At 71.6% G+C, this 24,677-nt stretch carries 18 protein-coding genes; 10 read left to right on the top strand and 8 right to left on the bottom strand.

The window, feature by feature from the left end; all coding sequences use genetic code 11:
- Nucleotides 1–106 precede the first annotated feature (106 nt).
- On the top strand, nucleotides 107–346 hold the full coding sequence (locus tag AB0H83_RS29330) for a hypothetical protein (protein ID WP_360100040.1): 240 nt from the start codon (nucleotides 107–109) through the stop codon (nucleotides 344–346).
- Nucleotides 347–433: 87 nt separating this feature from the next.
- On the opposite strand, the gene AB0H83_RS29325 is transcribed toward AB0H83_RS29330, so the two are convergent.
- The gene (locus AB0H83_RS29325; protein WP_360100037.1) at nucleotides 434–931 is read right to left on the bottom strand and encodes a DinB family protein; all 498 of its coding nucleotides are present in this window, start codon (nucleotides 929–931) and stop codon (nucleotides 434–436) included.
- A gap of 215 nt (nucleotides 932–1,146) precedes the next feature.
- On the opposite strand from AB0H83_RS29325, the gene AB0H83_RS29320 reads away from it, so the two are divergent.
- A complete protein-coding gene (locus AB0H83_RS29320) occupies nucleotides 1,147–1,983 on the top strand; it encodes a peptidoglycan-binding protein (RefSeq protein WP_360100034.1) in 837 nt (278 codons plus the stop codon).
- 54 nt (nucleotides 1,984–2,037) lie between these two features.
- Here the strand turns inward: AB0H83_RS29320 and AB0H83_RS29315 are convergent, their stop codons facing one another.
- Nucleotides 2,038–2,316: a hypothetical protein gene (locus tag AB0H83_RS29315; RefSeq protein WP_360100032.1), complete on the bottom strand. Its 279-nt coding sequence runs from the start codon at nucleotides 2,314–2,316 to the stop codon at nucleotides 2,038–2,040.
- A gap of 30 nt (nucleotides 2,317–2,346) precedes the next feature.
- Nucleotides 2,347–2,874 carry a hypothetical protein gene (locus AB0H83_RS29310; RefSeq protein ID WP_360100030.1) on the bottom strand — a complete coding sequence of 176 codons (528 nt, stop codon included), beginning with the start codon at nucleotides 2,872–2,874 and terminating at the stop codon, nucleotides 2,347–2,349.
- Between the two features lie 367 nt (nucleotides 2,875–3,241).
- Here AB0H83_RS29310 and AB0H83_RS29305 point away from each other — a divergent pair, with 367 nt between their 5' ends.
- The gene (locus AB0H83_RS29305; RefSeq protein WP_360100028.1) at nucleotides 3,242–3,577 is read left to right on the top strand and encodes a DUF2834 domain-containing protein; all 336 of its coding nucleotides are present in this window, start codon (nucleotides 3,242–3,244) and stop codon (nucleotides 3,575–3,577) included.
- Between the two features lie 130 nt (nucleotides 3,578–3,707).
- Here AB0H83_RS29305 and AB0H83_RS29300 read toward each other — a convergent pair whose 3' ends face one another.
- Nucleotides 3,708–4,064 (bottom strand): MerR family transcriptional regulator, encoded by a 357-nt coding sequence (locus AB0H83_RS29300; protein ID WP_360100099.1) that lies wholly within the window; start codon nucleotides 4,062–4,064, stop codon nucleotides 3,708–3,710.
- A 59-nt stretch (nucleotides 4,065–4,123) separates the two neighbouring features.
- On the opposite strand from AB0H83_RS29300, the gene AB0H83_RS29295 reads away from it, so the two are divergent.
- Complete coding sequence (locus tag AB0H83_RS29295) at nucleotides 4,124–4,831, top strand: SDR family oxidoreductase (protein ID WP_360100026.1); 708 nt, start codon at nucleotides 4,124–4,126, stop codon at nucleotides 4,829–4,831.
- A 102-nt stretch (nucleotides 4,832–4,933) separates the two neighbouring features.
- Here the strand turns inward: AB0H83_RS29295 and AB0H83_RS29290 are convergent, their stop codons facing one another.
- Nucleotides 4,934–5,842: a PHB depolymerase family esterase gene (locus AB0H83_RS29290; protein ID WP_360100024.1), complete on the bottom strand. Its 909-nt coding sequence runs from the start codon at nucleotides 5,840–5,842 to the stop codon at nucleotides 4,934–4,936.
- A gap of 122 nt (nucleotides 5,843–5,964) precedes the next feature.
- Here AB0H83_RS29290 and AB0H83_RS29285 point away from each other — a divergent pair, with 122 nt between their 5' ends.
- Entirely contained in the window at nucleotides 5,965–6,105 is a 141-nt protein-coding gene (locus tag AB0H83_RS29285) for a hypothetical protein (protein WP_360100022.1), read from the top strand.
- A 55-nt stretch (nucleotides 6,106–6,160) separates the two neighbouring features.
- Here the strand turns inward: AB0H83_RS29285 and AB0H83_RS29280 are convergent, their stop codons facing one another.
- Entirely contained in the window at nucleotides 6,161–6,589 is a 429-nt protein-coding gene (locus AB0H83_RS29280) for an STAS domain-containing protein (protein WP_360100020.1), read from the bottom strand.
- A 373-nt stretch (nucleotides 6,590–6,962) separates the two neighbouring features.
- Here AB0H83_RS29280 and AB0H83_RS29275 point away from each other — a divergent pair, with 373 nt between their 5' ends.
- The 3 genes from AB0H83_RS29275 (at nucleotide 6,963) to AB0H83_RS29265 (ending at nucleotide 8,894) form a co-directional block, all read left to right on the top strand.
- The gene (locus AB0H83_RS29275) at nucleotides 6,963–7,109 is read left to right on the top strand and encodes a hypothetical protein (RefSeq protein ID WP_360100018.1); all 147 of its coding nucleotides are present in this window, start codon (nucleotides 6,963–6,965) and stop codon (nucleotides 7,107–7,109) included.
- Complete coding sequence (locus tag AB0H83_RS29270) at nucleotides 7,106–7,396, top strand: STAS domain-containing protein (RefSeq protein WP_360100016.1); 291 nt, start codon at nucleotides 7,106–7,108, stop codon at nucleotides 7,394–7,396. Before AB0H83_RS29275 ends, AB0H83_RS29270 begins: the two co-directional genes overlap by 4 nt.
- Nucleotides 7,397–7,457: 61 nt before the next feature.
- Nucleotides 7,458–8,894, top strand: coding sequence for a trehalose-6-phosphate synthase (locus AB0H83_RS29265; RefSeq protein WP_360100014.1), 1,437 nt, complete (start codon nucleotides 7,458–7,460; stop codon nucleotides 8,892–8,894).
- A gap of 515 nt (nucleotides 8,895–9,409) precedes the next feature.
- Here the strand turns inward: AB0H83_RS29265 and AB0H83_RS29260 are convergent.
- Nucleotides 9,410–10,915 carry an SMI1/KNR4 family protein gene (locus AB0H83_RS29260; RefSeq protein WP_360100012.1) on the bottom strand — a complete coding sequence of 502 codons (1,506 nt, stop codon included), beginning with the start codon at nucleotides 10,913–10,915 and terminating at the stop codon, nucleotides 9,410–9,412.
- 172 nt (nucleotides 10,916–11,087) lie between these two features.
- Here AB0H83_RS29260 and AB0H83_RS29255 point away from each other — a divergent pair, with 172 nt between their 5' ends.
- Nucleotides 11,088–14,306: a tetratricopeptide repeat protein gene (locus AB0H83_RS29255; RefSeq protein WP_360100010.1), complete on the top strand. Its 3,219-nt coding sequence runs from the start codon at nucleotides 11,088–11,090 to the stop codon at nucleotides 14,304–14,306.
- A gap of 82 nt (nucleotides 14,307–14,388) precedes the next feature.
- Here the strand turns inward: AB0H83_RS29255 and AB0H83_RS29250 are convergent, their stop codons facing one another.
- Entirely contained in the window at nucleotides 14,389–20,700 is a 6,312-nt protein-coding gene (locus AB0H83_RS29250) for an RHS repeat-associated core domain-containing protein (protein ID WP_360100008.1), read from the bottom strand.
- 301 nt (nucleotides 20,701–21,001) lie between these two features.
- Between AB0H83_RS29250 and AB0H83_RS29245 the strand changes: the two genes are divergently transcribed.
- Nucleotides 21,002–24,520, top strand: a complete 3,519-nt coding sequence (locus AB0H83_RS29245) for a LamG-like jellyroll fold domain-containing protein (protein WP_360100006.1) — start codon at nucleotides 21,002–21,004, stop codon at nucleotides 24,518–24,520.
- The last annotated feature ends 157 nt before the right edge of the window (nucleotides 24,521–24,677 follow it).

The raw sequence follows: 24,677 nt of genomic DNA, 5'->3' as shown, positions 1-24,677 counted from the left end.
CCTCGGCAGCCACCGCCTCCGCGTCGCCCCCCACCGTCGCCGCGCTCCTGCACGCCCAGGCCAACGCCGCCACCCGCCACCGCAACGCCGCCACCAGCAACCCGAGATGGATCTTCCCCGGCGGGCTGCCCGGCACCCACACCGCCACCCTGCACACCAACTCGCCCGCCACCGCATGCCCCGCGCCGCCCCAGGCCGAGCCACCGCCCTGATCAACCTCGCCGCCCAGCTACCACCGCCGCTGCTCGTCGACCTGCTCGGCATCAGCATCGACACCGCCAACCACTACGCCCGACACGCCAGCACCGACTGGAGCACCTACCTCCACGCCCGAACCACCACTTGAACCAGCGAACCCCCGGCGCCGACGCCCGGCGCCGATGGCACGGTTGTCGATGAAGTCGCCGGCGCCCGTTCCGGAGTCGGCTGCGGCTCAGAGTCCGCGACTGCCGTCGATGGCCTCGCGGATGATGTCGGCATGGCCGGCGTGCCGCGCCGTCTCCTGGATCAGGTGCATTGCCACCCAACGCAGGTTCTCGTCAACCAGGTCCGACCGCGCGCATCGTGCGTTGAGATCGACGCCGGCGACGATCTCCCGGGACACCGCAATCTGCTCCAGGTAGTACGCCACAACACTCTCCACCGTGTCATCACCGTCGAGAGCAAAGGTGGCGTCCCGGCCGTCGTCCACCACCGTCGGCCACTCGTCCGGAAGGCTGCGCCCCGCGAAGATGACCTGAAACCACCTACGCTCCCAGACAGCCGAGTGCTTCAGCAGACCCAGCAACGACAGAGAACTCACGGTCGCAGCCGTCCGCGCATCCTTGTCGGACAAGCCGTCGACCTTACGGATCAACGCATCCCGCGCCTGGTCGAGAAAGCCGCACAGAGCATCTCGCTCGGTCGCGGTCGAGAACGTGTCGGTCGCCACGTCGCACACGGTATCGACAGCGGACACGGCTCGCCCGCCCCGAAGCTGACTCGCCCGACATGCCAAGGGCTGGTCGCACCGGCCTCGATCCTGTGGGCACCGGAGGGCACCTTGCGGTTGTAGAGATCGCCGCGCCGCAGGTTTCTTCCATCCCGATCGATGTTCCTGTAGCTTCTTTCCATCCTTGTCCGTCGATGCCTGGATCGGAGCTCGCCATGAACCTTTCCGCCGTGCTGTCCCGTGGGGTGGTGGTGTTCGCGCTGCTCGGGGTCGTCGTACCCTTCGGCGGACCGGCCGCCGCAGCGCTGCCGGTCGTCGACATGGAGCAGGTCATGCTCGCCGCGCAGGTCGATCCACCGAAGAGCGGCACCGGGCAGACCCCTGGCGCGGCGGCGAGCGTACTGGAGGTCGAGCGGGCACTGTCGGCGAAGGGCTTCCTGGCCTCGGGCTCGGTCGACGGGCACTACGGCACGTCGACCGTCGCGGCGTATGCGGCCTGGCAGCGCTCACTCGGATACTCGGGCCTGGACGCCAACGGATACCCGGGCCCGTCGTCGCTGACCACGCTCGGCAGTGGTCGGTACACCGTCACCAGGCCGATCAGCACCGGGTCGCGGACCAGCTCGTACGGTGGCCAACGGGTCAACGCCAGGACCCGCGACATGCTCGCCGCGGCCGACGCCAAGCTGTCCTGGAGCATCACGCTCAGCCAGGGGTCCTATACGTCGGCGAACCCGAGCTCGGCCGGTACACATGATGCAGGCGGAGCGGTGGACATCTCGGTCGCCAGCCTGAGCACCACCCAACGGTGGCAGACCGTCCAGGCGCTACGGACCGTCGGGTTCGCCGCCTGGCTGCGCAATCCGTCGCAGGGAGACTGGCCGTACCACATCCATGCTGTCGCAATCTCCGACACCGACCTGGCCACGGGGGCGGCCAACCAGGTGCACGACTACTACTTCGGCAAGAACGGGCTGGCCAACCACGCTGCGGACGACACGCCGTCAGCCTATCGGGTGGCGTTCACATGGTGGGAGAAGTATCTGCGGTAGCCGTCACGACACAAGAGGCCGACCCCACCGCCGGGGTCGGCCGTTGTTTCGCCTTCAGCCGCGCCGCAGGCCCGTCGCGTTGAACGCATGGTGGGTGTTGACGTACGGGCGAACGACGACGATCTCGGTCAGCCATGGGGTGCGGCGCGGGTCGGCCCGGACCACGAACCGCTCATGCTGGTCGTAGTCTCCGGCGACGCTGGTGGGCGTGCCGACGGCCGGGTCGGTGGACGACGGCCCGGCGACGGCCGCAGGGCTGGCCGGGGCGGCGACGGCACCGACGGCCAGAACGGCGAGCGCGCACAGCGCCCGACGTGCTCGACGCCAGTCCACAGATTGCTGCTCATATGAGCGGATCCGGGGTCAGGGCCGCCACGGGTTGGCCAGGGTCGGCGCGCCGACCGCGTCGGCGATGCGGATCAGCGTCGACTCCATCGTCTCGCCGTCGTGACGGCGCAGGGCCCGGACCGGCGCCAGCAGCTCCGCTGGGGCGAGGAGACGGCGGCCGGTGATTTCCGGGTCGTCGAAGACCTGCGCGCCGGTGAGCTCGGCGGTGCAGCCGGCGGCGAGCAGCGCGACGACCCACGAGACCAGGTTCCGCATCGGGCTGACCCGGTAGCCCGGGCCGAATTCGCCGAAGTCCGTGCTGATCGTGATATTGCAGTTATTCGCGTGGTCGCCGAGGACTACTGCATTGTTCTCGGTGGGTGTGGGCGGGGCCTGCGGCGAGCGGTCACCCCGCAGGTAGGCGCCGGGCTTCGGGTAGGCGCCGTCCAGCGCGTACCACGAGAGCTCGATCGTGAGGATCGGCTCCAGCAGTTGCGAAAGGCGCACCCGCAGCGCGTCCGGGTCGAACTCCATCGGTGTGGGGACGCTCCAGTCGACGGTCATGACAGCATTGTCCTACCGGTCGATCTGAGCACCACCCAGCCATCCTTCGACAGGGCGTACGCCCACCTCATTGGGGCACCGCGGCGGCAAAGCGGGCGATCACGGCCGGATCGGAATACGGGTGACGGGGCGTACCCGTCGACGGCGGTGGTGAGCACCGGGACGCCGAACGGCCCGCGTGCCATCACGCCAGTGCGGGGAGGCTTGCCGAATAAATCCTTGGCATCGATGCAGTTGCGCCGGATGGCCGGCATGAACTGTTCCATGCCTCGCTGACAGACGGCGCGGTGAGCCCGCGACGACCACACGGATTGGATTCCGCTATTATCTATCGACCACTACATAATACAAGTCGGTGAGGTGTCGTATGGATCGGGTCCGCCGGTTGGAAGCCCTGTGGCTGATGCTGCTGCTGGCCGGGCTCGTGGTGCCCTACACTTCGGCCCTGCCCTGGCTGTTCGAGTACGGACTCGACGTCGTCCGGTTCCGAGATGACTTGTTCGCCAACCGGATCAGCACCTTCTTCGGCTGGGACGTGATCATCGCCGTTGCCGTGATCACCGCGATGGCCTTGACGGAGCCCACCTTGTGCCGGTCCGACCGCATCGCGGTCATCACCGGATCACTCCTCGGGGCGTCTGTCGGTTTGCCGCTGTACCTATGGCTGCGCGCGCGACGACAGCGCCTCACAGCAGAGCCGTGACAGGCTCCGGCATGCACCGCAATTCCTACGATCGCGCCCAGTGTCCAGTGCAGCGCATATCAGCTCCATCGCGGGCTGGCGCGCCGACGAGCCGGTCGTAACAGCGGGTCGCCTCGGCCTGGCCGGAGTGTCAGTTGCAGTCGTTCATCGGCTGGTCGATTTGCGCGATCACCTCGGTCAGCTGGATGCGGGCCTGCGCCAGTTCGGCGATCTGCGCGTCGATGCGTTCGCGCTCGGCGGCCAGCCGCGTTTTGGCGACGAGCGGGGTGATGCCGGCCCGGGGACAGGGCAGCAATTCGGCGATGGTCCGGCTGGACAGGTTCGCGGCGAACAGGCGCTGGATGAGCTTGACCCGGTCGACGGCCGCCTCCGGGTAGTGGCGCTGGCCCGTGGAGGTGCGATCGGCGGGCAGCAGGCGTTGTTGCTCGTAGTACCGCAGGGACCGCGTGCTCACGCCGGCGCGGGCAGCCAGTTCTCCGATACGCAAAGTGACCACCGCCACATTTCTTTGCTCTTGTCACTGGTGTCAACTTTTAGCGTACCGGCATGCACATTTCAGGAGCGATTGCCCTGGTCACCGGGGCAAACCGCGGCCTCGGCCGCCAGTTCGCCACCCAGCTACTGCAGCGCGGCGCCAGCAAGGTGTACGCCACTGCCCGTCGGCCCGAACTCGTCAACATCCCCGGAGTGGAGGTCCTGCCTCTCGACATCACCGACCCCGTCTCGGTGGCCGCGGCCGCGGCGGCTGCTGGCGACGTCAACCTGCTCGTGAACAACGCCGGGGCGGCCTTCGGCGCCGACCTCGTCACCGGCGACCTCGACCTGCTCCGGCAGGAGATGGACACCAACTTCTGGGGAACGCTCTCCGTGATCCGGGCGTTCGCGCCGCAGCTGGCCGGAGGCGCGATCCTCAACGTGCTCTCGGTACTGTCCTGGATCGGATTCCAGGGCTCCGGCGGGTATGCGGCGTCGAAATCGGCCCAGTGGAGCCTCACCAACGGCGTCCGTCTGGAACTGGCCGGGCAGGGGACCCAGGTCACCGGCCTGCACCTGGGCGCCGCCGACACCGACATGACAGCCGGCTACGACGTGCCGAAGGCCGATCCCGCGGTGATCGTGAAGGCGGGGCTGGACGGCCTCGAAGCCGGCGACTGGGAAGTCCTCGCGGACGAGTGGTCCCGCATCGCGAAGGCCGGTCTCACCGCAGACCCCCGGGCGTATTACGACAACCCGTACGACCTCCTGCAGCAGTAAGGCAATCACGGCGGGCGGGGGTGACCCCCGCCCGCCGGCAGAAACCCTCACGTGGACAAGGTTCAGCCGCGCGGCCGTTCTGGCTGTAGGTCAGACGTGAGTTCAGCTGTGGTGGCCGGCGAAGAAGTCCCAGATCATGGCGGTGGCGTCAAGCGCGGTCGACGGCGGATCGATGCCCATTGCCTTCTCCAGCACCGGTTTGGACTCGCCGCCGGGCCACTGGTGCCCGGCTGCGGCGATGGTGATCAGCGTGACCTCGCGCCCGCCCGGGCAGGACGCCTTCGCCGTCGTGACCGGGCCCGCGGTCGTCTCGGCCGGGGCGGCGCAGGCAGCCCGCCAGACGTCGATCGAGGTCGGAACGGATGGTCCGTCGACCTTCGCGAAGCCGGTCCCGGGGCGGCCGTCGAACGGCACGTTGTCGTCAGCCAGGCCGTGGATGTGCAGCAAGGACACCGGTTTCGGCGCGGGGCAGTCGCCCATCAGGGTGCCCGCGACCGGGGCGACCGCCGCGAACCGGGTCGAGTCGCAGGCCAGTCGATAGGACATCATGGCTCCGTTGGACATGCCGGCCGCGTAGACCCGGGTGGGATCGACCGGCAGCGTGGCCGCGATCGCGTCGACGATCGCCTCGATGACGGTGACATCGTTGGTGCCCCGCCGTCCGGGCTCGCCGCAGCAGCCGCCGCCGACCGACCAGGCCCGGTTCGCCCCGTCGGGGAACGCGACCACAAACCCGGCGGCGTCCGCCTTCGCGTCCCAACCGTACGCGTCCTCGGCCTGCTGACCGGTGCCGAAACCGCCGTGCATCATCACCACCAGCGCCACGGGTGTGTCGAGTGACAGGGCGGGCGGGACGTACAAACGGTACGTACGCTCGACCCCGGCCACTGTGAGCGACTGGGCCGACGAACCACGCGGCCACTCGGTGGCGGGCGGCTCGGGGTGTGCCCGGCACCCGGCGGCGAGCACGAGCGCGGCCAGGCCGATCAGGGCACCGAGTCGACGAACCATGCCGGCATTGTGGCAGCGCGATGTCCGGGGAACGTCAGGGCGGAGCCACTGTCAGGTAAGGATGGAGCGCTGACGACGGGCACGCCGCCAGGGCTGGCCCGGCTACCGGCGCCGAGGAGGAGATGGCCGTCGAGCTGTTCGAGCCGGACGGCCGCGGGATCAAGCTCACCGCCGCCGGCGAGGCGTTCGCCGAGCGGGCCGTGAGGCTGCGCCCTCGGTCGCTGCAGTCACGCATCGTCCCGGCCAGGTTGGGGACAAGGTGACCACAGTCGTCTCAGGCAAGGCTGCAGTCGGTGCCGTCGAGGTTCAGCAGTGCGGTCACGGCGGCCCGTCGGCCGTGGGCGCCTGCCACCAGCGCAGCTCCTGGACCTGGCGTTCGCGGGCGGCCTGCCTGGAACGTCGCTGCGGCATTCGGTGCCGTGGCAGGTAGCCGAGCGGCCGGTCCGTTGTCATCAGGACGTCCTCCAGCTGCGCTGACTGCAGCTCGAGCAGCAGCGGCATCGACAGTCCCCGCAGCGTCAAGCGCCCGCCGCTGTCGCCAACGGTGCGGTGCAGATCAGCGAGGAAGGCCGCACCAACCGTGTCCACGCTACGGCACCGCGTGAGATCGAGGATCAGCTGCGTCGGCCGCATCGCGACCGTGGACTCGATGACCGACAGGTTGTGGCGTACCGCGGGCCCGTCCAATGCGTCAGTCACGGTGATTTCCACGACGGAGTCCGCTCCGGTTGACGCGATGGTCTGCATGCGGTTTCTCCAACGGCAGTGGCGACTGTACGGTCCTGATCCGGCGTGTGCCGGTCGGCGGGTCGACTGGTCCGGGTGACTTCGGTACCTGCATCACCCTGTGCCACGCATGTGGAGAAGCTTCCGCGGCAGTGTGACGGTTCCACGACGTATCGCGCCTCAGCAGCCGCCTGCTCGACACCGGCGCCGCGCCGCGCCGCGCGTCCGGACCCGGCCCCCGCAACTCGCCCGAGTCGACCGGGTCCTGCACGTCACCGGCACAGTGGCCGAGCCGCTGAAGGCTTCGTCATAGAACTGTCATCAACTCGCGGAACGGCTGCCATGCACCGCACGCAGGGTGGAGCCTTGTCCACATGGTCCGATGGAGGCGCGATTGACGGCGTTGCTCAGTCTCGACAGCAAGAACTTCACCCTGGCCTGCGACGGCTGCGGCCAGCTCGTCACCGACCTCGCCCCGACGATGGGAGACTGGGCCGTGCCGGCGGGCGCGGCGCGGCACGGTCGAGTCGGTGCGCGGTGAGCTTCTCCGTCAGCAGCAGCGTCGAGCACAGCGACGCGGTGGTCGTCACCGTCCGCGGCACCGTGGAACACACGACCATCGGGTCACTGTGCGACACGATCAACGACATCGTCGACCAGCGGCGACCCGCGCTCGTGAACATCGACCTGCGATCCGTCACCTACATCGACGCCGCGGTTGTCGGCGCGCTCGACGCATGCCAGCGCAGCGCCCGCTACGCCGGGACCAGCGTGGTGCTGCGCAACGCCAGCGACGCTGTCGACCGGACACTGCGAATGTCAACCTGAACAGCACTCACGCCGCTTGAGCATCCGCGTGCCCCTCGCCGAGACAAGGATTGACCAACCGATGCTGGCTGCGGCCAAGCACGACTTCGTCGTCGTGACCGAGCACCTGCCGGTCGACCCGGTCCTGGATGGGAGCGAACCGGTGCGGTGGCGGGCCAGCCACAGCGGCGTGAACGCCGCGCTGCACTCCATCGTCGCCCGCCGTCACGGCACCTGGATCGGGTGGCACGGCCTCAACGACCGCCACGTCGGCAGGCTTCGCTGGGACGGCATCAGCCTGCAACCGGTGCCGATGCCAGTCGTGGACGTCGCCGATCACCTCGGCGGTCACTGCGAGACATCGTTGGCACCGCTGTACCACGACGGTGTGGAACCGCCGCAGTTCGACCGGCGCTGGCGACAGGCGTACCGGCGGGTCAACGACCGCTACAGCCACGCCGTCGCTGGCATCGCCGCGCCGGGCGCGACCGTCTGGGTGCACGACTACCACCTCCAGCTCGTCCCCGCGATGCTGCGCGGACTACGGCCAGACCTGCTGATCGGATTCTTCCTTCACGTACCGTTCCCGCCGGTCGAGCTGTTCGAGAAGCTCCCGCAGCGACAGGAGATTCTCGGCGGGCTGCTCGGCGCCGACCTGATCGGGTTCCAGAGCCGGCGGTCCTCGGCCAACTTCTGGCAGGCGGTCACCGAGTTCGGCGAGTACCGGATGGACGCCGACGTGGTGCACCCCGATGGGCGGCGGGTCTCGATCGGCGTGTTCCCGGCCTCCGTCGACGCCGTCGACTTCGAACGGCGGGCCCGGGATCCGCTGACCCGGCGACGGGCCGCCGAGATCCGCGCCGAACTCGGCAAGCCGCGGACGATCCTGCTCGCCGTCGACCACCTCGAACCGGCCAAAGGCATCGAACAGCGTCTGGACGCCTACCACGAACTGCTCGCCGAGGGACGGCTCGACCCGACCACCACGCTGCTCATCCAGGTCGCCGTCCCCGGCCGGCAACACGGCCTGGACCGACCGGACGCGTGGACCCGGGTCGAACGGAAGGTCGCCCAGATCAACGGCTTGTACAGCTGGATCACCCGGCCTGCGGTGCACTTCCTGCACCAGGCGCTGGTTCCGCGCGAACTCGTCGCGTTCTACCTGGCCGCCGACGTCATGCTCGCCACACCGCTGCGAGCGGGCATGAACGTCACCGCGAAGGAGTACGTGGCTTGCCGCACCGACAACACGGGCACCCTGGTACTCAGTGAAGGGTCGGGCACCGCCGCCGGATTCCCCGAGGCGATCACGGTCAACCCGTACGACGTCGACGCACTGAAGGCTGCGATTCTCAGCGCGATCGAGCCGGCCAACCCGGGCCGCCGCCGCGTCGAGATGCGTGCAATGCGGCGGCGGCTCCACGAACATGATGTGCACCGATGGGCCGCCGAATACCTCCACGCGCTCAGCAACACCACGACACGTCCATCGCCAGACGTCTCAACCGTCAACGGCTGAACACCGCCGCCGGCATCCAGCGGGTCGCGGCCACACCACGGCGTCGACGGCTCGGGCAGGCGTCGTCCGCCCGAGCCTGCAGGTCCGCCAGCACCTCCCGAACCAGCGAAAGCCGCTCCGGCAGCGTCTGCGCATACCGGGACGCAGGCCAACGGTGAACGCCAAGCATCACGGGCTCGTCAATCCACTCATTCGACCTGCATACGTGCGGTCGCCACGCGTAGCGGTATGCAGCGTGACCACCGCAGACTTCGGTGTCTGGGCCCGAAGACCATTGGCCGGCCGGTGCACCGAAGGGCGCTGTCCTTCACCGCGGCCGACGCCTCGAACGCACCGTCGCCCGCGCCGCCGGCCAGCACTACCCGCTCGGACCGCCCAGGCGCGGCGAACCCCAACTCGGCTGTCCACCTCGCGTGCCTGCCGCTGCAGTCGACCACGTCGGCCAGCACTCGAGCGTCGCAATATCGGGTCTGCCCGGCCGCTCCCGCTGACGCGACCCTCATCCGGCGCCGCGGTCACAGGCGGCCGCGGGCGGATCTGGTACGCCGGGCTGTTTCCGCCGCATCGGCGTCGAAGAGGGCCCGCCAGGCGATCGCCTGCCGGGGCGTCGGGTTCCCGCTGAGGGTGGCCGCGTGCAGGTCGATGCGGTCCAGCAGCGGTCGCAGCTGCTGCCACTGCTCGAACGTCAGGTCCAGGTACGTCAGTGACGGCAGGTCGGCCAGGACGGCGAGGTCGGCCACACCGGCGCGGGCGAGGGACAGGCCGTGCAGGTTCGCGACGGTCCGCAGCGGCGTCAGGTCGCCCGGCGCGGCGCCGTCGAGCAGCGCCAGTGAGCGCAGGGTCGGGTGGCCGGCCAGCGGCGCCAGATCCGATGCTGCGTTCACCGTGAGATGCTCCAGCGGAAGTGCCCGCAGCGGTTCGAGGTCCGCCGGGGCGGTCATCGCCAGGTACCGCAGCCGGTGCAGCCCGGCCAGCTCGGCGGTGTTCACGGTGCCGTAGTACAGGCGCAGTTCCTGCACGTCGGGCAGCTGCTGCAGCGGTTCGAGGTCGATCTCGCCGCCGCGCTGCTCCAGGCGCAGGTTGGGCCGCCGGAAGGCCTGGCGGGGCGGGCCGGCCAGCACTGCGGTGACCGAGTCGGCGACGTACCCGGGCCGGGTGCTCCAGTCGACGCCGACGTTGATGACCTGGCCTGGTCGGCCGTGCCGGGCCGGGGCGAGGTCGACGGCGAGGAAGTTGCCGCCGGCGTCGTCGGCGATCGGGATCCAGCCGGGGTGGCCGCTGGCCCGGCGGACCGTGCCGGCCGGGTCGGCGTCCAGGACGACCCGGTCCCACACGCCCGGCCAGGTGCCTTCGGCCGGGGCCGAGGTGATCTCGTACATGCCGGTGACCTCGGCGAGCGGGTACCGGTTCCAGCCGTCGAGCGTGCCGCCGCCGTCGGCGAGCGCGAACAGCGCGCGGAGGTCCGGTGGCAGCCGGTGGCCCAGCTTCGCCTCCGCGGCCGCGATCTCGTCCTCGCTCGCGCCCGGGGGCAGGTCCCCGCCGTCCTGCTCCAGCAGCAGCGCGACCGCGCGGTCGGGATCGCCGGCGTACGCGGGATCCAGCACCACCGGCTCGGGATCGAGCGTCTCCGGCGGCAGTCCGGCGCGCAGCTGCACGGTGTAGGAACGCCCGACGCTCGACTCGCGCAGCCCGAACCGGGCCACCGCGTCGAACTCACCGTCGGCGTCGACCGTCACGTGCACCACGACCTGCCGGAACGAGGTCCCCGAAGCGAGCCGGCCGAACAACTGCAGCATCGGCGCGCCGATCGCGGCGTGGCTCACCTCCGGGTTGTACAGACCGGAGCCGTCCTCGGCGAAGTACCGCACACCCTCGCCGCCGTGACCACGGGCGACCAGATCGACCGACAGCGCCGCCGTGCGCCAGCCGGCCGGCCCGTGCTCGAACACGAGACGGGCGGCGTCGCGCAGGGCATCCGAAGCAGCGTCGCCCGGCGTAGCGTCTTCCCCCGAAGCAATCATGACCGGCACCGTATCGCCCTCGGACGTGGGCCGGCCATGGTCCGCTGCGCCCGGGTGGGTGTCTCATCGACCTTGACCGAACCTTGATCGGGCTGAGGGCCGGTGCGATGATCGGCGGCGGCGCGAGCCGACGCTGATCGCGGGGGAGAAAGTGTTCCATTTGCTGGGTCCGGTGACGCTGGACACCGCCGGAGCCGAGGTCGAGCTGGGTCCGGCGAAGCAACGTATCGTGCTGGCGGCCCTGCTGGCGGACGCGGGGCTCACCGTGACCGTGCCGGACCTCGTCGACCGGGTGTGGGGCGACGAGCCGCCGGCCGAGGCCCGCAACTCCCTGTACACGTACGTGAGCCGGCTTCGGCGGCTGCTGCGGCGGGCGAGCGTTCCCGGCGACGAGCCTGCGGTGCTGATCCGCCACAGCGGCGGTTACGAGCTGCGGATCGACCCCGACCGGGTCGACGTGCACCGGTTCCGCCGGCTCGTCACCGCGGCGGCGGTGGGTGACACCGCCGGTGACGCGCAGCGGGCCGGGGCGCTGCGGGAGGCGTTGCGGCTGTGGCGGGGCGCGCCGCTGGCCGATCTGCACGGTGAGTGGGCGGCCCGGACGCGGCAACGCTGGTGCGGCGAGCAGGTGGCAGCCACGCTGGCCTGGGCGGATGTCGAGCTGCGGCTGGGCCGGGCCGCGGCGGTGATCGGCCCGCTGGCCGCACTGGCCGCCGAGCATCCGCTCGATGAGTCCCTGACGGCGGCGTTGATGCGGGCCCTGCACGCCGGCGGGCGCGGCGCGGAGGCGCTGGACCGGTACGCCAGGGCGCGCCGGCGGCTGATCGACGAACTCGGCGTCGAGCCGGGCCGCGAGCTGCAGGCTGTCCACCTCAGCGTCCTGCACGACAGCGCCGGCAGCGCCCCCGGCACCGCATCCACGGCGGCGGCCACGCCGGCACAGCTTCCACCGGCGGTCGCCGCCTTCACCGGCCGGGCGGCGGGTCTCGCCGCGTTGGACACCGTGCTGTCCGAGGCGGGCGGCCCTGCGGGACCCGGGGTCGTCACGATCACCGGCACCGCCGGCGTGGGCAAGACCGCGCTCGCGGTCCATTGGGCGCATCAGCGGGCGGACCGGTTCCCGGACGGTCAGCTGTACGTGAACCTGCGAGGCTACGCCGCCGGGCCGCCGGTGCCGCCAATCGACGCGCTGGCGGCGTTGCTGCGGTCGCTGGGTGTCGGTGCGGAGCGCATCCCGGTCGAGCTGGCCGAGGCGACCGCCCTGTACCGCTCGACGCTCGCCGGCCGCCGGGTTCTGGTGGTGCTGGACAACGCCCGCGCGGCGGAGCAGGTCCGTCCGCTGCTGCCGGGCGCCTCCGGCTGCCTCGTGCTGGTCACCAGCCGGGACCGGCTCGGTGGCCTGGTGGCGCTCGATGGTGCCCATCGGGTCACCCTGGACGTGCTCGCTGCGGCGGAGGCCGGTCTGCTGCTGGAGCGGCTGCTGGGCGAGCGGCGGGTACGGGCCGAACGTGAGGCCGCCGCCGAGCTCGCCGCCGTGTGCGCCTACCTGCCCCTGGCGCTGCGGATCGCGGCGGCGAACCTGGCCGGCCGCCCGCACCGCAGCATCGCGGGCCAGGTGGCCGAGCTGCGTGACGGCAACCGGCTCGCCGCCCTGGCGATCGACGGTGACGAGGAGGCGGCGGTCCGCGTCGCGTTCGACCTGTCGTACCGGTCGGTGTCCCCCGGCGCCCGGCGCATGTTCCGGTTGCTCGGGCTGGTGCCGGGCGCCGACGTCTCGGTCGCCGCCGCGGCGGCACTGGCCGGTGCCGCCCCTGCCGTGACGGCACCGCTGCTGGATCAGCTGGCCGCGGCCCACCTGATCGACGAGTGCGCCGCGGACCGGTACACCTTCCATGACCTGCTGCGCCGGTACGCCAGCGAGCACGCCGAGGCCGGCGACGGTGGCCACGGCGAGCCGGTCGCCGCGCTGCGGCGGCTGCTCAGCTGGTACCTGCACACGTTGGACCACGCAACCCGGCTGCTGCGTGGGCACATGACCCTGCTGCCGTTGCCGACCGGCGCGCCGGTCGGGCTGGAGTTCGCCGGTACGGCCGAGGCCCTGGCCTGGTTGGACAGCGAGCGGCACAACCTGGTCGCTGCTGTGCGACACGCCGCGGTGTCCGGCCCGCACGAGACGGCCTGGTTGCTGGCCGACCGGCTCCGGCCGCACTTCGTCGTGGACGGGCAGGTTGTCGACCTGGTGGCGGTCGCCGGGGCCGGACTCGCCGCCGCTGAGGCGGCAGCGGACCTGGACGGGCAGAGCAGCATGCATCACGGCCTCGGCTGCGCCGACTTCCTGCTGGGGCGGCACGATTTGGCCGTCGGACACCTGGAGCAGGCGCTGATGCTGGCGGGCCGCGGTGGCTGGCGGGACGGCGAAGCCGCCTTCACCGGCAATCTCGGTCTCGTCCAGCACGAGGTGGGGCGGTTGGAGGACGCGTTGCGCCGGCACGGCCGCGCGCTTGAGCTGTACCGGCTCGGCGGGCACCTGGGCAGCGCGGCGAACGTCATGATCAACCTCGGGAACGTGTACCACGACATGGGGCGGCTGGTCGACGCCGCGGTGGTCCTCACCGAGTCCGTCACCCTCAATCGGCAGGCCGGCCTGGACAGTGGTGCGGCGACGGCGATGGACTCGCTCGGCGCCGTCGAGCACAGCCTGGGCCACTTCGACCGGGCACTGGAGCTGTCGGCACGGGCGCTGACGATCCACCGGAAGGTCGGCAGCCGATACCACGAGGCACGCCTGCTCAACAGCATGGCCAGGGTGCACGCCGATCTTGGCAACCTCGATCAGGCGTTCGACCTCGCCGGGGCCGGTGTCGAACTCAGCCGCGACATCGGCGAACGCCGCGCCGAGGCGTACGCCTACACGACCCTCGCTGCCGTGCATGAGGCGCAGGGCCGGCCGGACGCCGCCGTGCACTGGTACCGGGATGCGCTGGCCGCCGCCGAGGAGATCAACATCCCGTACCCGTCGGCTGCCGCCCTGGCCGGTCTGGCCTCCGCGTTCGGTCGGCTGGGGCAGTACGAGACGGGCATCGACCACGCCCGCCGGGCCCTGGACATCACCGCCCGGTGCCGGTTCCGGCTGCTCGAAGGCCGGGTGCTGAGCACGGCGGCCCGGCTCCACCTCGACGCCGGCCGGCATGACCAGGCGGTCGAGCACGCCCGTCGCGCACTGGACAACCACCGGGCGACCGGGCACCGCCTCGGTGAGGCCGGCACGCTCGCGATCCTCGCCGAGGCGTGCGCAGACGGCGGGCCCTACCGGCGGGCCGCGCTGGACCTGTTCGCGGATTTGGGCGTGCCGGCACCGCGGGACCTGCGGGTCGCGACCGTTCCCCGGTGAGCCGGCACCCTTCGGCACCGCCGGAGGCGGCCGCGATCCGCGGCCGCCTCCGGGTGGGTGCATGGACCACTCGACGTTCGCGCTAGTCGAGGTCCTTGCTCCACTGGGGGTTGATCGGCAGGGACGGGCCGATCTCGAAGCCGATGTTCACCGAACCACCGCCCCACCAGCCGCCGCCGGCTTCCTGCTTCTTGCGGCCGCCCTGCAGGCAGGGGCCGACGACGATGACGGTGCAGCCGCCGACGCTCATCGCCGCCTGGTCCCGGGCGGGTGCGGAGGTGTAGCCGACGCCGGCCGAGATGCCGAATCGTCCGCCGGTGCCGGTCGTCACCTGCGGGCCGTCGGTGGTGAAGTTGAAGCCGACGCAGAGGAACCCGCTGCACATGCTGACGGTCAGGAAGACGCGGCCGCCGCCCTTGCGTTCCTCGCTCTTGCCTTCGCCGTACGGCATGCCGAATTCGTCGTACTCCGGCCTGGACGGCAGCGGGTTCTTCGGCAGGAACGTGTACTCGCCGTTGACGCGTACCTCCCGCACGAGGTCACGGTTGCACGGTCCCCGGCGGCTGGCGTTGCTCTGCTCGCACTGGCGGATCGCGTTCAGCGTCGGCCCGGCGATCTTCCAGTACTGCTTCCACGCTGTTGAGCACGCCACCGGGTACCCGCCGGTGTACGAGGTGCACGTGCGCGGCGCGGGCTTCTTGACCGGGTAGTAGAAGCGCTGGACCTTCGGCCGCCAGGGCTTGGCCGGCCCGCCGACGGCGGTGCAGCCGCGGCAGGTGGGGAACTGCGGCGCGAAGAACCTGTGCCCGCCGGACGGGCGGCGCCGGTCGATGATCTCGAAGCCCCAGGAGTGCTTCCGTTCGACCAGCAGGCCCTGGTCGTCACCGATGATGATCTTGCCGTCCGGGTCGCTGAAGGTGACGGGTGAGGAGTTGCTGTACGTGTACCCGTGCATCTGCTGCGAGTCGTCGGCATCCATGATCGGGTCGACGCTGATGAACCGCCCGATGCCGGCGTCGTACTCCCGGGCGCCGATGTGGGTCATGCCGGTGCCGTCGCGGACCCCGCCGACCAGGCCCTTGTCGTCGGGCCAGGCGACCGCGGGTCCCCGGTCCTCACCGAACGGGGTCGTGCGCCGCCTGGTGACCGCCTGGCCCGCCTCGGTGACCGCCGCCGTCGTCGTGCCCTGGTGGTCGCCGAACATCCAGGTCAGACCGGTCTTGTCCCGCATCCCGATGATCTGGCCGGCGTGGGCGTAGTACCGGCTGGCGGTCTTCGTCGCCGTCCCGGTCGCGTACGACAGTTCCTGGTTGGGCAGGTACAGGGTCTTCTTCCCCGGTGCCCGGCTGATCAGCCGGCTGCCGTCGGCGTCGTACAGGTAGGACGTCTGGCCGGAGCCGTCGGTGACCGTGGCGAGGTTGCCCTCGGCGGTCCACGTCAGCTGCTGGGTACCGCCCGCGGGCGCCGGCCGGTTCACGGTGTTGCCGGACGGGTCGTAGCCGTAGCTGACGGTGCCGCCGCCACCGGTGGCCACCGAGGACAGCGTGTGCGGTCCGTCCGCGCCGGCGGCCGGGTAGGTGTAGGTGCGGGACCTGCTCGTGGTCGCGGTGCGCTCGGTGGACGTGCGACGGTTGCCGATCGTGTCGTAGGTGTACGAGTGCCAGTACGGTGCGGGGCCACCCAACGCCGACTGGGAACGCGTCGCGGCGCAGTCGCCGCCGCCGGGTGTCCACGCCTCGGTCAGCCGGCGCAGATAGTCGTAGCCGAAACATTGCGTGTCGGCGGCGCCGCCGGCAGGGGTGTCGGCGATGCCGAGGATGTTGCCGGCCCGGTCGTAGCTGTAGTTGAGGTCGGACACCACCGTCGGTGCCGTGATCCGGGTGGTGAGGACCCGCTGCAGCCGCCGGGTGCCCTCCTGGTAGTACATGGTGGTGTCGAGTGAGGCGCCCGTGTCGTACCGGCGGCCGATGGTGGCCAGCTCGCCGTAGCGGGTGTAGCTGGTGCCGTTGACGAGGAACACGTCGTCGCCGGTCGCCGACAGGTCGGTTTTCATGGTGGACGGCTGGCCGGTGGCGCTGTAGGCGGTCTTGAGCGTCTCCGTGGGTAGGCCACCCGCGGCCGGCAGCCGGGTCGTGGCCGGTGAGCCGTCCACGTTGTACGTCGACACGTAGGTGTACGTGCCGGCCAGCCCGGTCTCGGCCGCCGGGATGGTGATGGACTTGCCGGTCGGCTGGCTCAGGTCGTTGTAGCCGGTGACCGTCGTGGTGTAGGCGTTGCCGTTGTCGTAGCGGGTCGCGGTCGCGAGCAGCCCGCGGGCGGCGGTGTCGTACGTCCACTCCATCCGCTTCGCGCCGGTGACCGTGTCGTCGCGGACGCTGGTCTTGCGGCCGCGCGCGTCGTAGGTGTACGCGAGGACCTCACCGCGGGAGTCGGTGGCCGTTTCCACGTCGCCGTACGTGGTGTAGGCCATGCGGGTCAGGCCCTTGTCGGGGTCGTCGATCGTCAGTGGCTTCGCCAGCAGGTTGTAGGTGGTGACCCACACGTTGCCGGCCGAGTCGGTCACCCGGTCACGCAGCCCTTTCGTGTTGTACCCGTAGCTGGTCTCGGTATAGGTGGCCGACCCGACCGCCCCGGCGTACTGGCGCACCTTGGTGGTGTGACCGTCCGCGTCGGTCCACGTGGATGTGGGTGGCCCACCGGCCGGCGGGGTGATGTCGGTGCGGTCGCCGCCGTACACCATGCTGGACCGCCACAGTTCGACGTCCTTCGCATAGGTGATCACGGCGGCGGTGCGGCCCGCGCCGTCGTAGACGGTCTTGTTCCAGGCCGGGATCAGCGCGTCGGACAGTGGCATGACGAGGGTGGCGCTGGGCGCGCCGTCCGCCACGTAGCCCTTGGTCTGCTTGACCGGCCGCTCCGCGGAGTCGTACGTCGTGTCGGTGACGATCCGCCCGCCCTGGGTCCCGCCTTCCGGTACCTGGGTCTGGCGCAACCGGAGCATCCCGTCGTACAGCTCGTAGGTCGTGACGTAACTGCCGGCGGCGTTCAGCCGTGCGGTGGCCACGACGGAGGCCGCGTCCCGGCGCATGGTGTACGTAAACCGCCCGTTGCCGGACTGGCCCGCCGCCCGGCTGCGGTTGGGCAGCCACACCTCGGTCTTGCGGCCGAGCCCGTCGTAGGCGACCTCGGTCGTCTTGCCGTTGACGTCGGTCGACGTGAGCAGGCTGCCCCACGCGGGTTCGACGGTGGTGGTGGTCTGCCAGCCGTCCTGGTCGGTGTTGACGATCCGGGTGACGGGACCGCCGGTCGCCGGCGTGTACGTCACGGTGCTGCGGTTGCCGCGGGCGTCCCACGTCTCGACGGCACGGCCGTGGATGTCGTGGGTGGACCGGCCGGTCACCCGGTAGACGGGTGCGGGCGTGTACGCGACGAGCTGCTCGATCCTGCTCACCGCGCCCTTCGTCGGCGCGGCGCCCCGGGCCTGCTGGTCGTAGCTGGTGTAGGTGTCGGCGAGGATGTCAGCGTCGGTGAGACCCGTCCCGCGTGCCCGGGCGCAGGTGGTGGCGAACCGTTGTTCCCGGCTGGGGAGCTCCATCAGCCAGTTGGCGGTGTTGCGCACGAACGTGGTGATGGCGCACTCCTCGTCGCCGGTGACCGCGTCGTCGCCGAGGTTCTCGACCTGCGTGGCCAGCCCGTACGCGTCGAAGGTGGACCTCGTGACGGTGGTCCGGTTGCCGCGGCCGCCGTCCAGGGCGGTGCGGGCCCGGGTGGCTGCCTCCCCGATGTACCGGGCGTGGACGGTGACGCCGTCCAGGCTCCGGGTGGCCGTCGGGTCGGACCGCCACGGTTCGGTCACCGTCGCGGACACCTCGGTGGACGTGGCGCCGAGGTAGACGATGGATTCGCGGGCCATGCCGGCGTACTCGTCCTCGTCGGCGACCGCCGCGGCGCCGCCGGCGGCCGGCATGGTGACCGACCGGGTGCCGCCGGGCAGGTGGTCGCCGTGCATGCCACGGAAGTACACCGTCTCGGTGCGCTGCTGTTCGCCCGGGTCGCCCGTGGTGACCCGGACCCGGCCGTAACCGCGCCACACCGACCATGTCTTGCTGGCGTCGTCGACGAGCCCGTCGTCGTCGGTGTACCGCCATGCCGGGCTGTCCAGGTACTGGAAGGCGGTGATCGACCGGACGGAACGGGCGTTGGACGGCAGCGCCATGTCGGTCTCGGTCACGGTGTCCACCACGTACTTGTGGAAGTACTCGGTCTTCGGCGACGTCGCGCCCTCCGGCGTCCACCGCACCGGGAAGCAGCGCAGCGTGTTCGACTCCGGCGCCGACGGCATCCGGGAACCGGCCACGCACTCCTGCGGCTTGTACGTGACGCCGATGACGCCACCGGACTCGGTGGTCACCGTCGCCAGCCGCCACCAGTTCATCGGCGCGGACCCGTCGATGGAATCGACCCGGTTGGCCAGCTGCACGCCGCCGAACGTCACGTCCGGCACGGTGGTGGTCGTGCCGACCGAACCGGTGTGGCTGATCCGGTCCAGGAACAGCCCGGCCCGTGTGCCGTCGCCGGGGTCGGGGAAGGAATGGGTCAGCGTCCAGGTCTCCACCGGCCGGTACGCCGAGCCGCCCCACACCTGGGTCTGCACCGACGCGAGCCGCTTGGTCTCCCAGAAGCTGGGCCCGCCGACCAGGCACGGCGTGGCGGTGCACTCCTGGTCCCACGGCGTGTCCGGCCACTGCGGCCGGTTCGGTTTGGCGTTGGTGTAGCACGAGCTCAGGCAGCGGTCGGCGGGGTTGAACACGACCCGCGCCGGCGCGTTGCCGTACGCGGTGTCGCTGCGGGTGCCATAGTCGATGCGGGCCAGCCGCCCGCCGCGCACGTAGCCGGCCAGGGTCGTGGTGGAACCGGCCCTGGCGTAGGAGTTGCTCTCCTTGACGTACCACAACGACTGCGTGTTGCCGAAGGTGTCCACGACGTAGTCGAGGTTCCACTTCCATGCCTGGTCGCAGCCCGACGAGGTGAACGTGCTCGCGTGGCAGGGCTCGCCGGCGTGGTTGCCGAACACCGGGACCGTGTACACCGACGCGGTCTCCGCCTTGCCGGACGCCCAGCCGGGCAGCCGGTTGCGGCCGAACCAGTACTGGGTGCCGTCCATGGTGGTCACGACCCAGTGCTCGCCGTTGTTGTCGCCGTTGACCCCGCCGGTGCGTTGCTCGATGCGCCAGCCTTCCTCGGTGCGTGCGTGCCAGGTGCCCGCCGAGTCCTTCAGCAGCTCGGTGGAGACGCCGTTGAGCGTCACGACGGCATTGTCACGCTTCCAGCACAGGTCCCCGGTCTTGGTCGCGTTGTTGCCGCCGCTCATGTCCTTGCCGCACGGGACGTAGCGGCGCTCGACCGCGTTGACCGGCAGGCTGAAGCCCTCACCGATCCAGGACGGCTGGTTGTTCGACGCGGCGGTGAGCCCGTCCACGGACGACGACGAGTACATCAGGGACAGCTCAGGCTCCGGGCCGTCCACGCCGGGAGGCGTCCGCAGCGGGTAACCCCAGCTGAACCCGCCGGAGTTCCCGCCGGCCGACCAGGTCGCCGCCTGCGACAGCGGCGTGGCGCTCACGTCGCCGGCGCTGCCGGCCGCCCCGGCGGCCAGCGCGACCAGGGTTTCGGTGGCGGTGTCGGCGGCGGACAGTGGCACGTCGGCGCTGACCGTGCCCGTGCGGGGGTCGTTGGTCGACGCCAGCGCGACGGGAGCGCATCCGGGTGCCGCGGTGGCAGCGCAGCCGGGCAGCAGTACCAGGCGCAGCCGGGTGGCCCAGTCACCGCCGTACGCGTCGCGGAACTCGCCGTAGTCGACGCTGACGCGCGCCGTGCCGGCGGTCGCCGCACCGTCGGCGCGTGCGACGGCGAGCAGCACACCGGCCACCCCGGCCTGCTGCGTGGCGGCCCGGTCCAGCACCCGTACCCGCACCCGCGCCGGCGCCGCGGCACCGGCGGCGGGACCGACCGAGACGGGCGTCCCGCTGACCCGCACGGTGCGCGCCGGACCAGGTGCGGCAGCAGGTTGCAGCGCCACCTCCCCGGCGGCCGCGGCCGGCCAGCTCACCGCCCGCGGCTGGAACGGCCGGCCGGTGACGCCGGCGGGCGCGCCCGCCGGCGCGGCGGCGGCGACGGCAACCGCACGGTCCTGCTGGGGCTGCGGCCGTTCACCGCGGTCGGGCCCGGACGAGGCGACCAGGACACCACCGGCGGACACGGCCACCGCCAGGGCGACGGCGGACACGGCGACGCTGCGATGGGCCCGTGGCCGCGGTCGTCGCCGCAGCCGCGCGAACCACACCGCCCACCATCGCTGTCCCCCACTGGTCGGTGCTGCCGGCACGTCGGCCATCTGCGCTCCCTCCCGCGAAACGCGACACACCCGAGCGCCGGGACGGACAAACGGGCCCGTTCAGCATCGACGCGCTGTTCATCGATGGCTCATCGCTCGCTCACCGCTCGCCCGCGCTCCCCCGGGCGCTCCGCACGGCGTCCGCGGGCACCCGGCAGCGGATCGATGAGAAATCGGTGACGGCGCCGCCGAGCATGACCGTGCGTCGCCGTCAGCCCCCGGGGATCATCCGGCCCGGACGGGCCCGGCCAACCCGATGAGGAGCACCATGATCAGGTGGCTCAGTTCCACACATGCGGCCGTGAGGGACCGTCCGCGTCCCGTCGTACCGGGCCCGCCAGGCGTCCGGCGACACCGGCTGCGGCTGACGCGGTCGCTGCTCGCCGCCGTGCTCTGCGCCGCTGTGCTGGTCCAGACGGCACCGGTCCTGTCCGCGCCGGCCGGCGCGGCACCGCCGCCCGCACCGGCGACGGCCGATCCCGCGCAGCAAGACCCCGCGCAGAACGCCGCCGCACCGGACGCCGCCGAGTCCATCGCCGCCGCCCGGGCGACCGGCCGGCCCGCCGAGATCCTGTCGCGGCGCACCGAACGCTCGCGGACCCTCGCCAACCCGGACGGGTCGTGGACCACCGAGGTGACCGCCGCACCGACCCGGGTGCGGCGGCCCGACGGCACGTGGACGCCCGTCGACACGACCCTGCGCCACGCCGGTGGGCAGGTCGTGCCGGTCGCCGCCGCCGGGAACCTGCGCCTGTCCGCCGGTGGGACCGGGCCGGCGGCGCGGCTCGGCACCGGCGGCCGGGAGGTCAGCCTGGGCCTGCCGTGGCCGCTGCCCGCGCCGGAACTGAGCGGCTCGACGGCCACCTACCGTGACGTGCAGCCCGGCGTCGACCTCGTGCTGACCGCTGAGCCGGAGGGCTTCTCGGAGGTGCTGGTGCTGCGTGAGCGTGCCGCGGCGGCGAACCCGGCGCTGCGGACGCTGCGGTTGTCGCTGACCGCGGCCGGGTTGACGCTGCGCGCCGCCGGCGGCGGGTTCGAGGCGACCGACGGTGCGGGACGGGTCGAGTTCACCAGCCCTGCCCCACGCATGTGGGACTCCACCGGTGACCGGCACGCCGCAGGCGCGACCGCGGACGGCGTGGCTGCGGTCCTCGGCGCCGGCGGCAGATCCGCCGAGCGGCCCGTCGGCGGCGACCGGGTCGCCACGATGGCGACCTCGGTGTCCGGCACCGACCTGACCATCACGCCGGACCACGCCCTGCTGGACGACCCGGCCACCGTGTTCCCCGTCTACGTCGACCCGTCGGTCACCGCCGCACGCAGCGACTGGGCGATGATCCAGAGCGGGTTCGGCGGCGACGACCCCACCTACAAGTTCACCGGCGACCAGGGCGTGGGCCTGTGCGACGTGCAGCTCGAACCGACCTGCAACGCCGACAACATCAAGCGGCTGGCCTGGGAGTTCACCATCCCCAGCGTGATCAGGGGCAGTCACGTGCTGGCGTCGACGTTCAGCGCGTACGAGACCCACGCCTACGACTGCACGGCCGACGCGGTGCAGCTGTGGCGCACCGGCGCGGTCTCCTCGAGCACGACCTGGGACAACCACGCCTCGACCTGGGCCAAGCAGCTGGCCAGCGTGTCGATCGCCCGCAAGTCCGGCTGTACCAACGGACCCGGATGGGTGGAGTTCAACGCGCTCGGCGGCGTGAACGAGGCCCTGTCCAGCGGCTGGTCGACGCTGACGCTGGGGCTGCGGGCCGGCAGTGAGACCAGCATGCCGGGCGGCTGGAAGCGGTTCCGGTACGACGCGACGCTGTCGGTGACGTACAACTCGGTCCCGCGGGTGCCGACGTCACTGAGCGCTGAGGGCACCGGCTGCGGCACCAGCAGCAACCGTCCCGGGATCCCGACGGCCACCCCCACCCTGCGCGCCGTGGTCAGCGACCCGGACACCGAAACCGACCTGCGTGCGGCGTTCGCCTGGGAGCAGTGGAACGGCACCGCCTGGACCGCGCTCGGTTCGGGCTCCCAGTCCAGCCTGACGTCCGGCGCGACCGGGCAGTACAAGATCACGTCCGGTCTCGTCAACGACGGCATTTACCGGTGGCGCGCGCAGACCCAGGACCCGTGGTCCTACAACGGCACGTCCGGCACGGACAGCTCGACGTGGTCCGGGTACTGCGAGTTCCGGGTGGACACGGTCTCGCCGCAGTTCCCGCCGGGGGTCTCCTCACCGGTGTACGGCACCGACCTCAACACGACCTACGGCGCCGTCGGCCTGACCGCCGACTTCACGTTCACCGCCAGCGGCGTGACCGACGTGACCGGGTACCGGTGGGGCTGGTCCGACCCGCCCACCACCCACGTGGCGGCACCGTCGCCGGGGGCCACGGTGACCGTACCGTTGACGCCGCCACCACCCAAGCCGCAGGACCCGACGGACGGCGGGCAGAGCACCCTGTACGTGATCTCCGTCGACAGCGCCGGCCGCACCAGCCCGCTGGCGACCTACGTGTTCGTCCTCGGGCCGGCCACCGCCCCGGTCGGGGTCTGGGACATGGGCGAGCCGTCCGGCAGCACCACGCTGGCCGACACGACCAGCCGGGGAACCACCCACCCTGCGACGCTGACCGCCGGGGCCGCGGGCACCGCCGGCCGGATCGTCAACGGCCCCGCGAAGGCGGCGCCGACCTCGGTGGCGTTCAACGGCACCACCACGTACGCGGCAACGGCCGGGCCGGTCCTGGACACCAGCCGCAGCTTCACCGTCTCGGCCTGGGCGAAACTGAACAGCACCACGACACATCGGGCGGTGCTGTGCCAGGACGGCGCCTCCAACTGCGGTTTCGCCCTGGAGTACCTGGCCGGCACCGGGTGGGCGCTGGACATGTACAGCGTCGACGGCAACGCTCCGGCCATCGTGCGTGCCGCGCACGCCGCCGCCCCGTTCGGGGTGTGGACGCACCTGGTCGCCGTGTACGACGCCGGTGCCAGACAGATCCGGTTGTACGTCAACGGCAAGCTCGCCGGCAGCGCCACCCTGGCGGGCAACTGGCGGGCGAACGGGCCGCTGCTGATCGGCCGTGCCCGGTACCAGGGCACGGTGAACAACTTCTTCGACGGCAGCATCGCCGAGGTCAAGGTCTGGGACCGGGTGGTGTCGGCGCAGGAGCTGGCGCCCGGCGCGGCGACGCTCGTCGGCCGGTGGCGGCTGGACGGCGACGGCACCGACGCCACCGCCTACGGCCGCGACGCCACCGCGACCGGCGGGGTGACCTGGGCCGACGACCGCGGCGACGGACCGGTCTCGGCGGCGTCGTTCAACGGCACCAACCAGTTCCTGGCCACGGCCGGACCCGCGGTGTACACCGATCAGTCGTACACGGTCGCCGGGTGGGTGCGCTGGACCGGTGGCGGCGCCGCACGCACGGCACTGGCGCAGGACGGGACCACCATCTCCGGGTTCTTCCTGGGCTGCCGGACCGACAGCACGTCGTACTGGTCGATGCTGGTCAGGTCGGCCGACTCGACCAGCAGCTCAGCGGTGTACGCCAACGCCGGCGCGTGCGTCCCGGGCGGCTGGGTGCAGCTGACCGCCGTGCGGGACGCCGTGGCCGGCCAGCTGAGCCTGTACCTCGACGGCGTGCTCGCGGTCACCGCACCGACCGGCCCGCGATGGCAGGCGGGCGGCGCGTTCACCATCGGCCGGGGCAAGTGGAATGCGCTGATCACCGACTTCTGGACCGGCGACATCGACGACGTCCGCGTGTACGCGGGCGCGATGCCCCCGGCGGAGGTCTCGAAACTGGCCGCCTGACCCCGTCCGGGCGGCGGCGCATCGTCGGCCGGCCGTGGACCACCACGGCCGGCCGACCTGCCGCTCCGGCAAATCCCTTCCAGAGTCTCGATCAAGGTCGCGTCAAGGTTCCGTCAGGCACCGCCGATCATGCTGGGCCCACGCGTCACCGGACGAG

This window comes from Dactylosporangium sp. NPDC050688 (assembly GCF_040654515.1).
Classification (GTDB): Bacteria; Actinomycetota; Actinomycetes; order Mycobacteriales; family Micromonosporaceae; genus Dactylosporangium.
This window is presented reverse-complemented; position numbering and strand designations above follow the sequence as displayed.

Coding starts and splice junctions, on each gene's coding strand:
- AB0H83_RS29330 (WP_360100040.1), top strand. CDS start 107: ATGGATCTTCCCCGGCGGGCTGCCCGGCACCCACACCGCCACCCTGCA.
- AB0H83_RS29320 (WP_360100034.1), top strand. CDS start 1,147: ATGAACCTTTCCGCCGTGCTGTCCCGTGGGGTGGTGGTGTTCGCGCTG.
- AB0H83_RS29310 (WP_360100030.1), bottom strand. CDS start 2,874: ATGACCGTCGACTGGAGCGTCCCCACACCGATGGAGTTCGACCCGGAC.
- AB0H83_RS29305 (WP_360100028.1), top strand. CDS start 3,242: ATGGATCGGGTCCGCCGGTTGGAAGCCCTGTGGCTGATGCTGCTGCTG.
- AB0H83_RS29295 (WP_360100026.1), top strand. CDS start 4,124: ATGCACATTTCAGGAGCGATTGCCCTGGTCACCGGGGCAAACCGCGGC.
- AB0H83_RS29290 (WP_360100024.1), bottom strand. CDS start 5,842: ATGGTTCGTCGACTCGGTGCCCTGATCGGCCTGGCCGCGCTCGTGCTC.
- AB0H83_RS29285 (WP_360100022.1), top strand. CDS start 5,965: ATGGCCGTCGAGCTGTTCGAGCCGGACGGCCGCGGGATCAAGCTCACC.
- AB0H83_RS29280 (WP_360100020.1), bottom strand. CDS start 6,589: ATGCAGACCATCGCGTCAACCGGAGCGGACTCCGTCGTGGAAATCACC.
- AB0H83_RS29265 (WP_360100014.1), top strand. CDS start 7,458: ATGCTGGCTGCGGCCAAGCACGACTTCGTCGTCGTGACCGAGCACCTG.
- AB0H83_RS29260 (WP_360100012.1), bottom strand. CDS start 10,915: ATGATTGCTTCGGGGGAAGACGCTACGCCGGGCGACGCTGCTTCGGAT.
- AB0H83_RS29250 (WP_360100008.1), bottom strand. CDS start 20,700: ATGGCCGACGTGCCGGCAGCACCGACCAGTGGGGGACAGCGATGGTGG.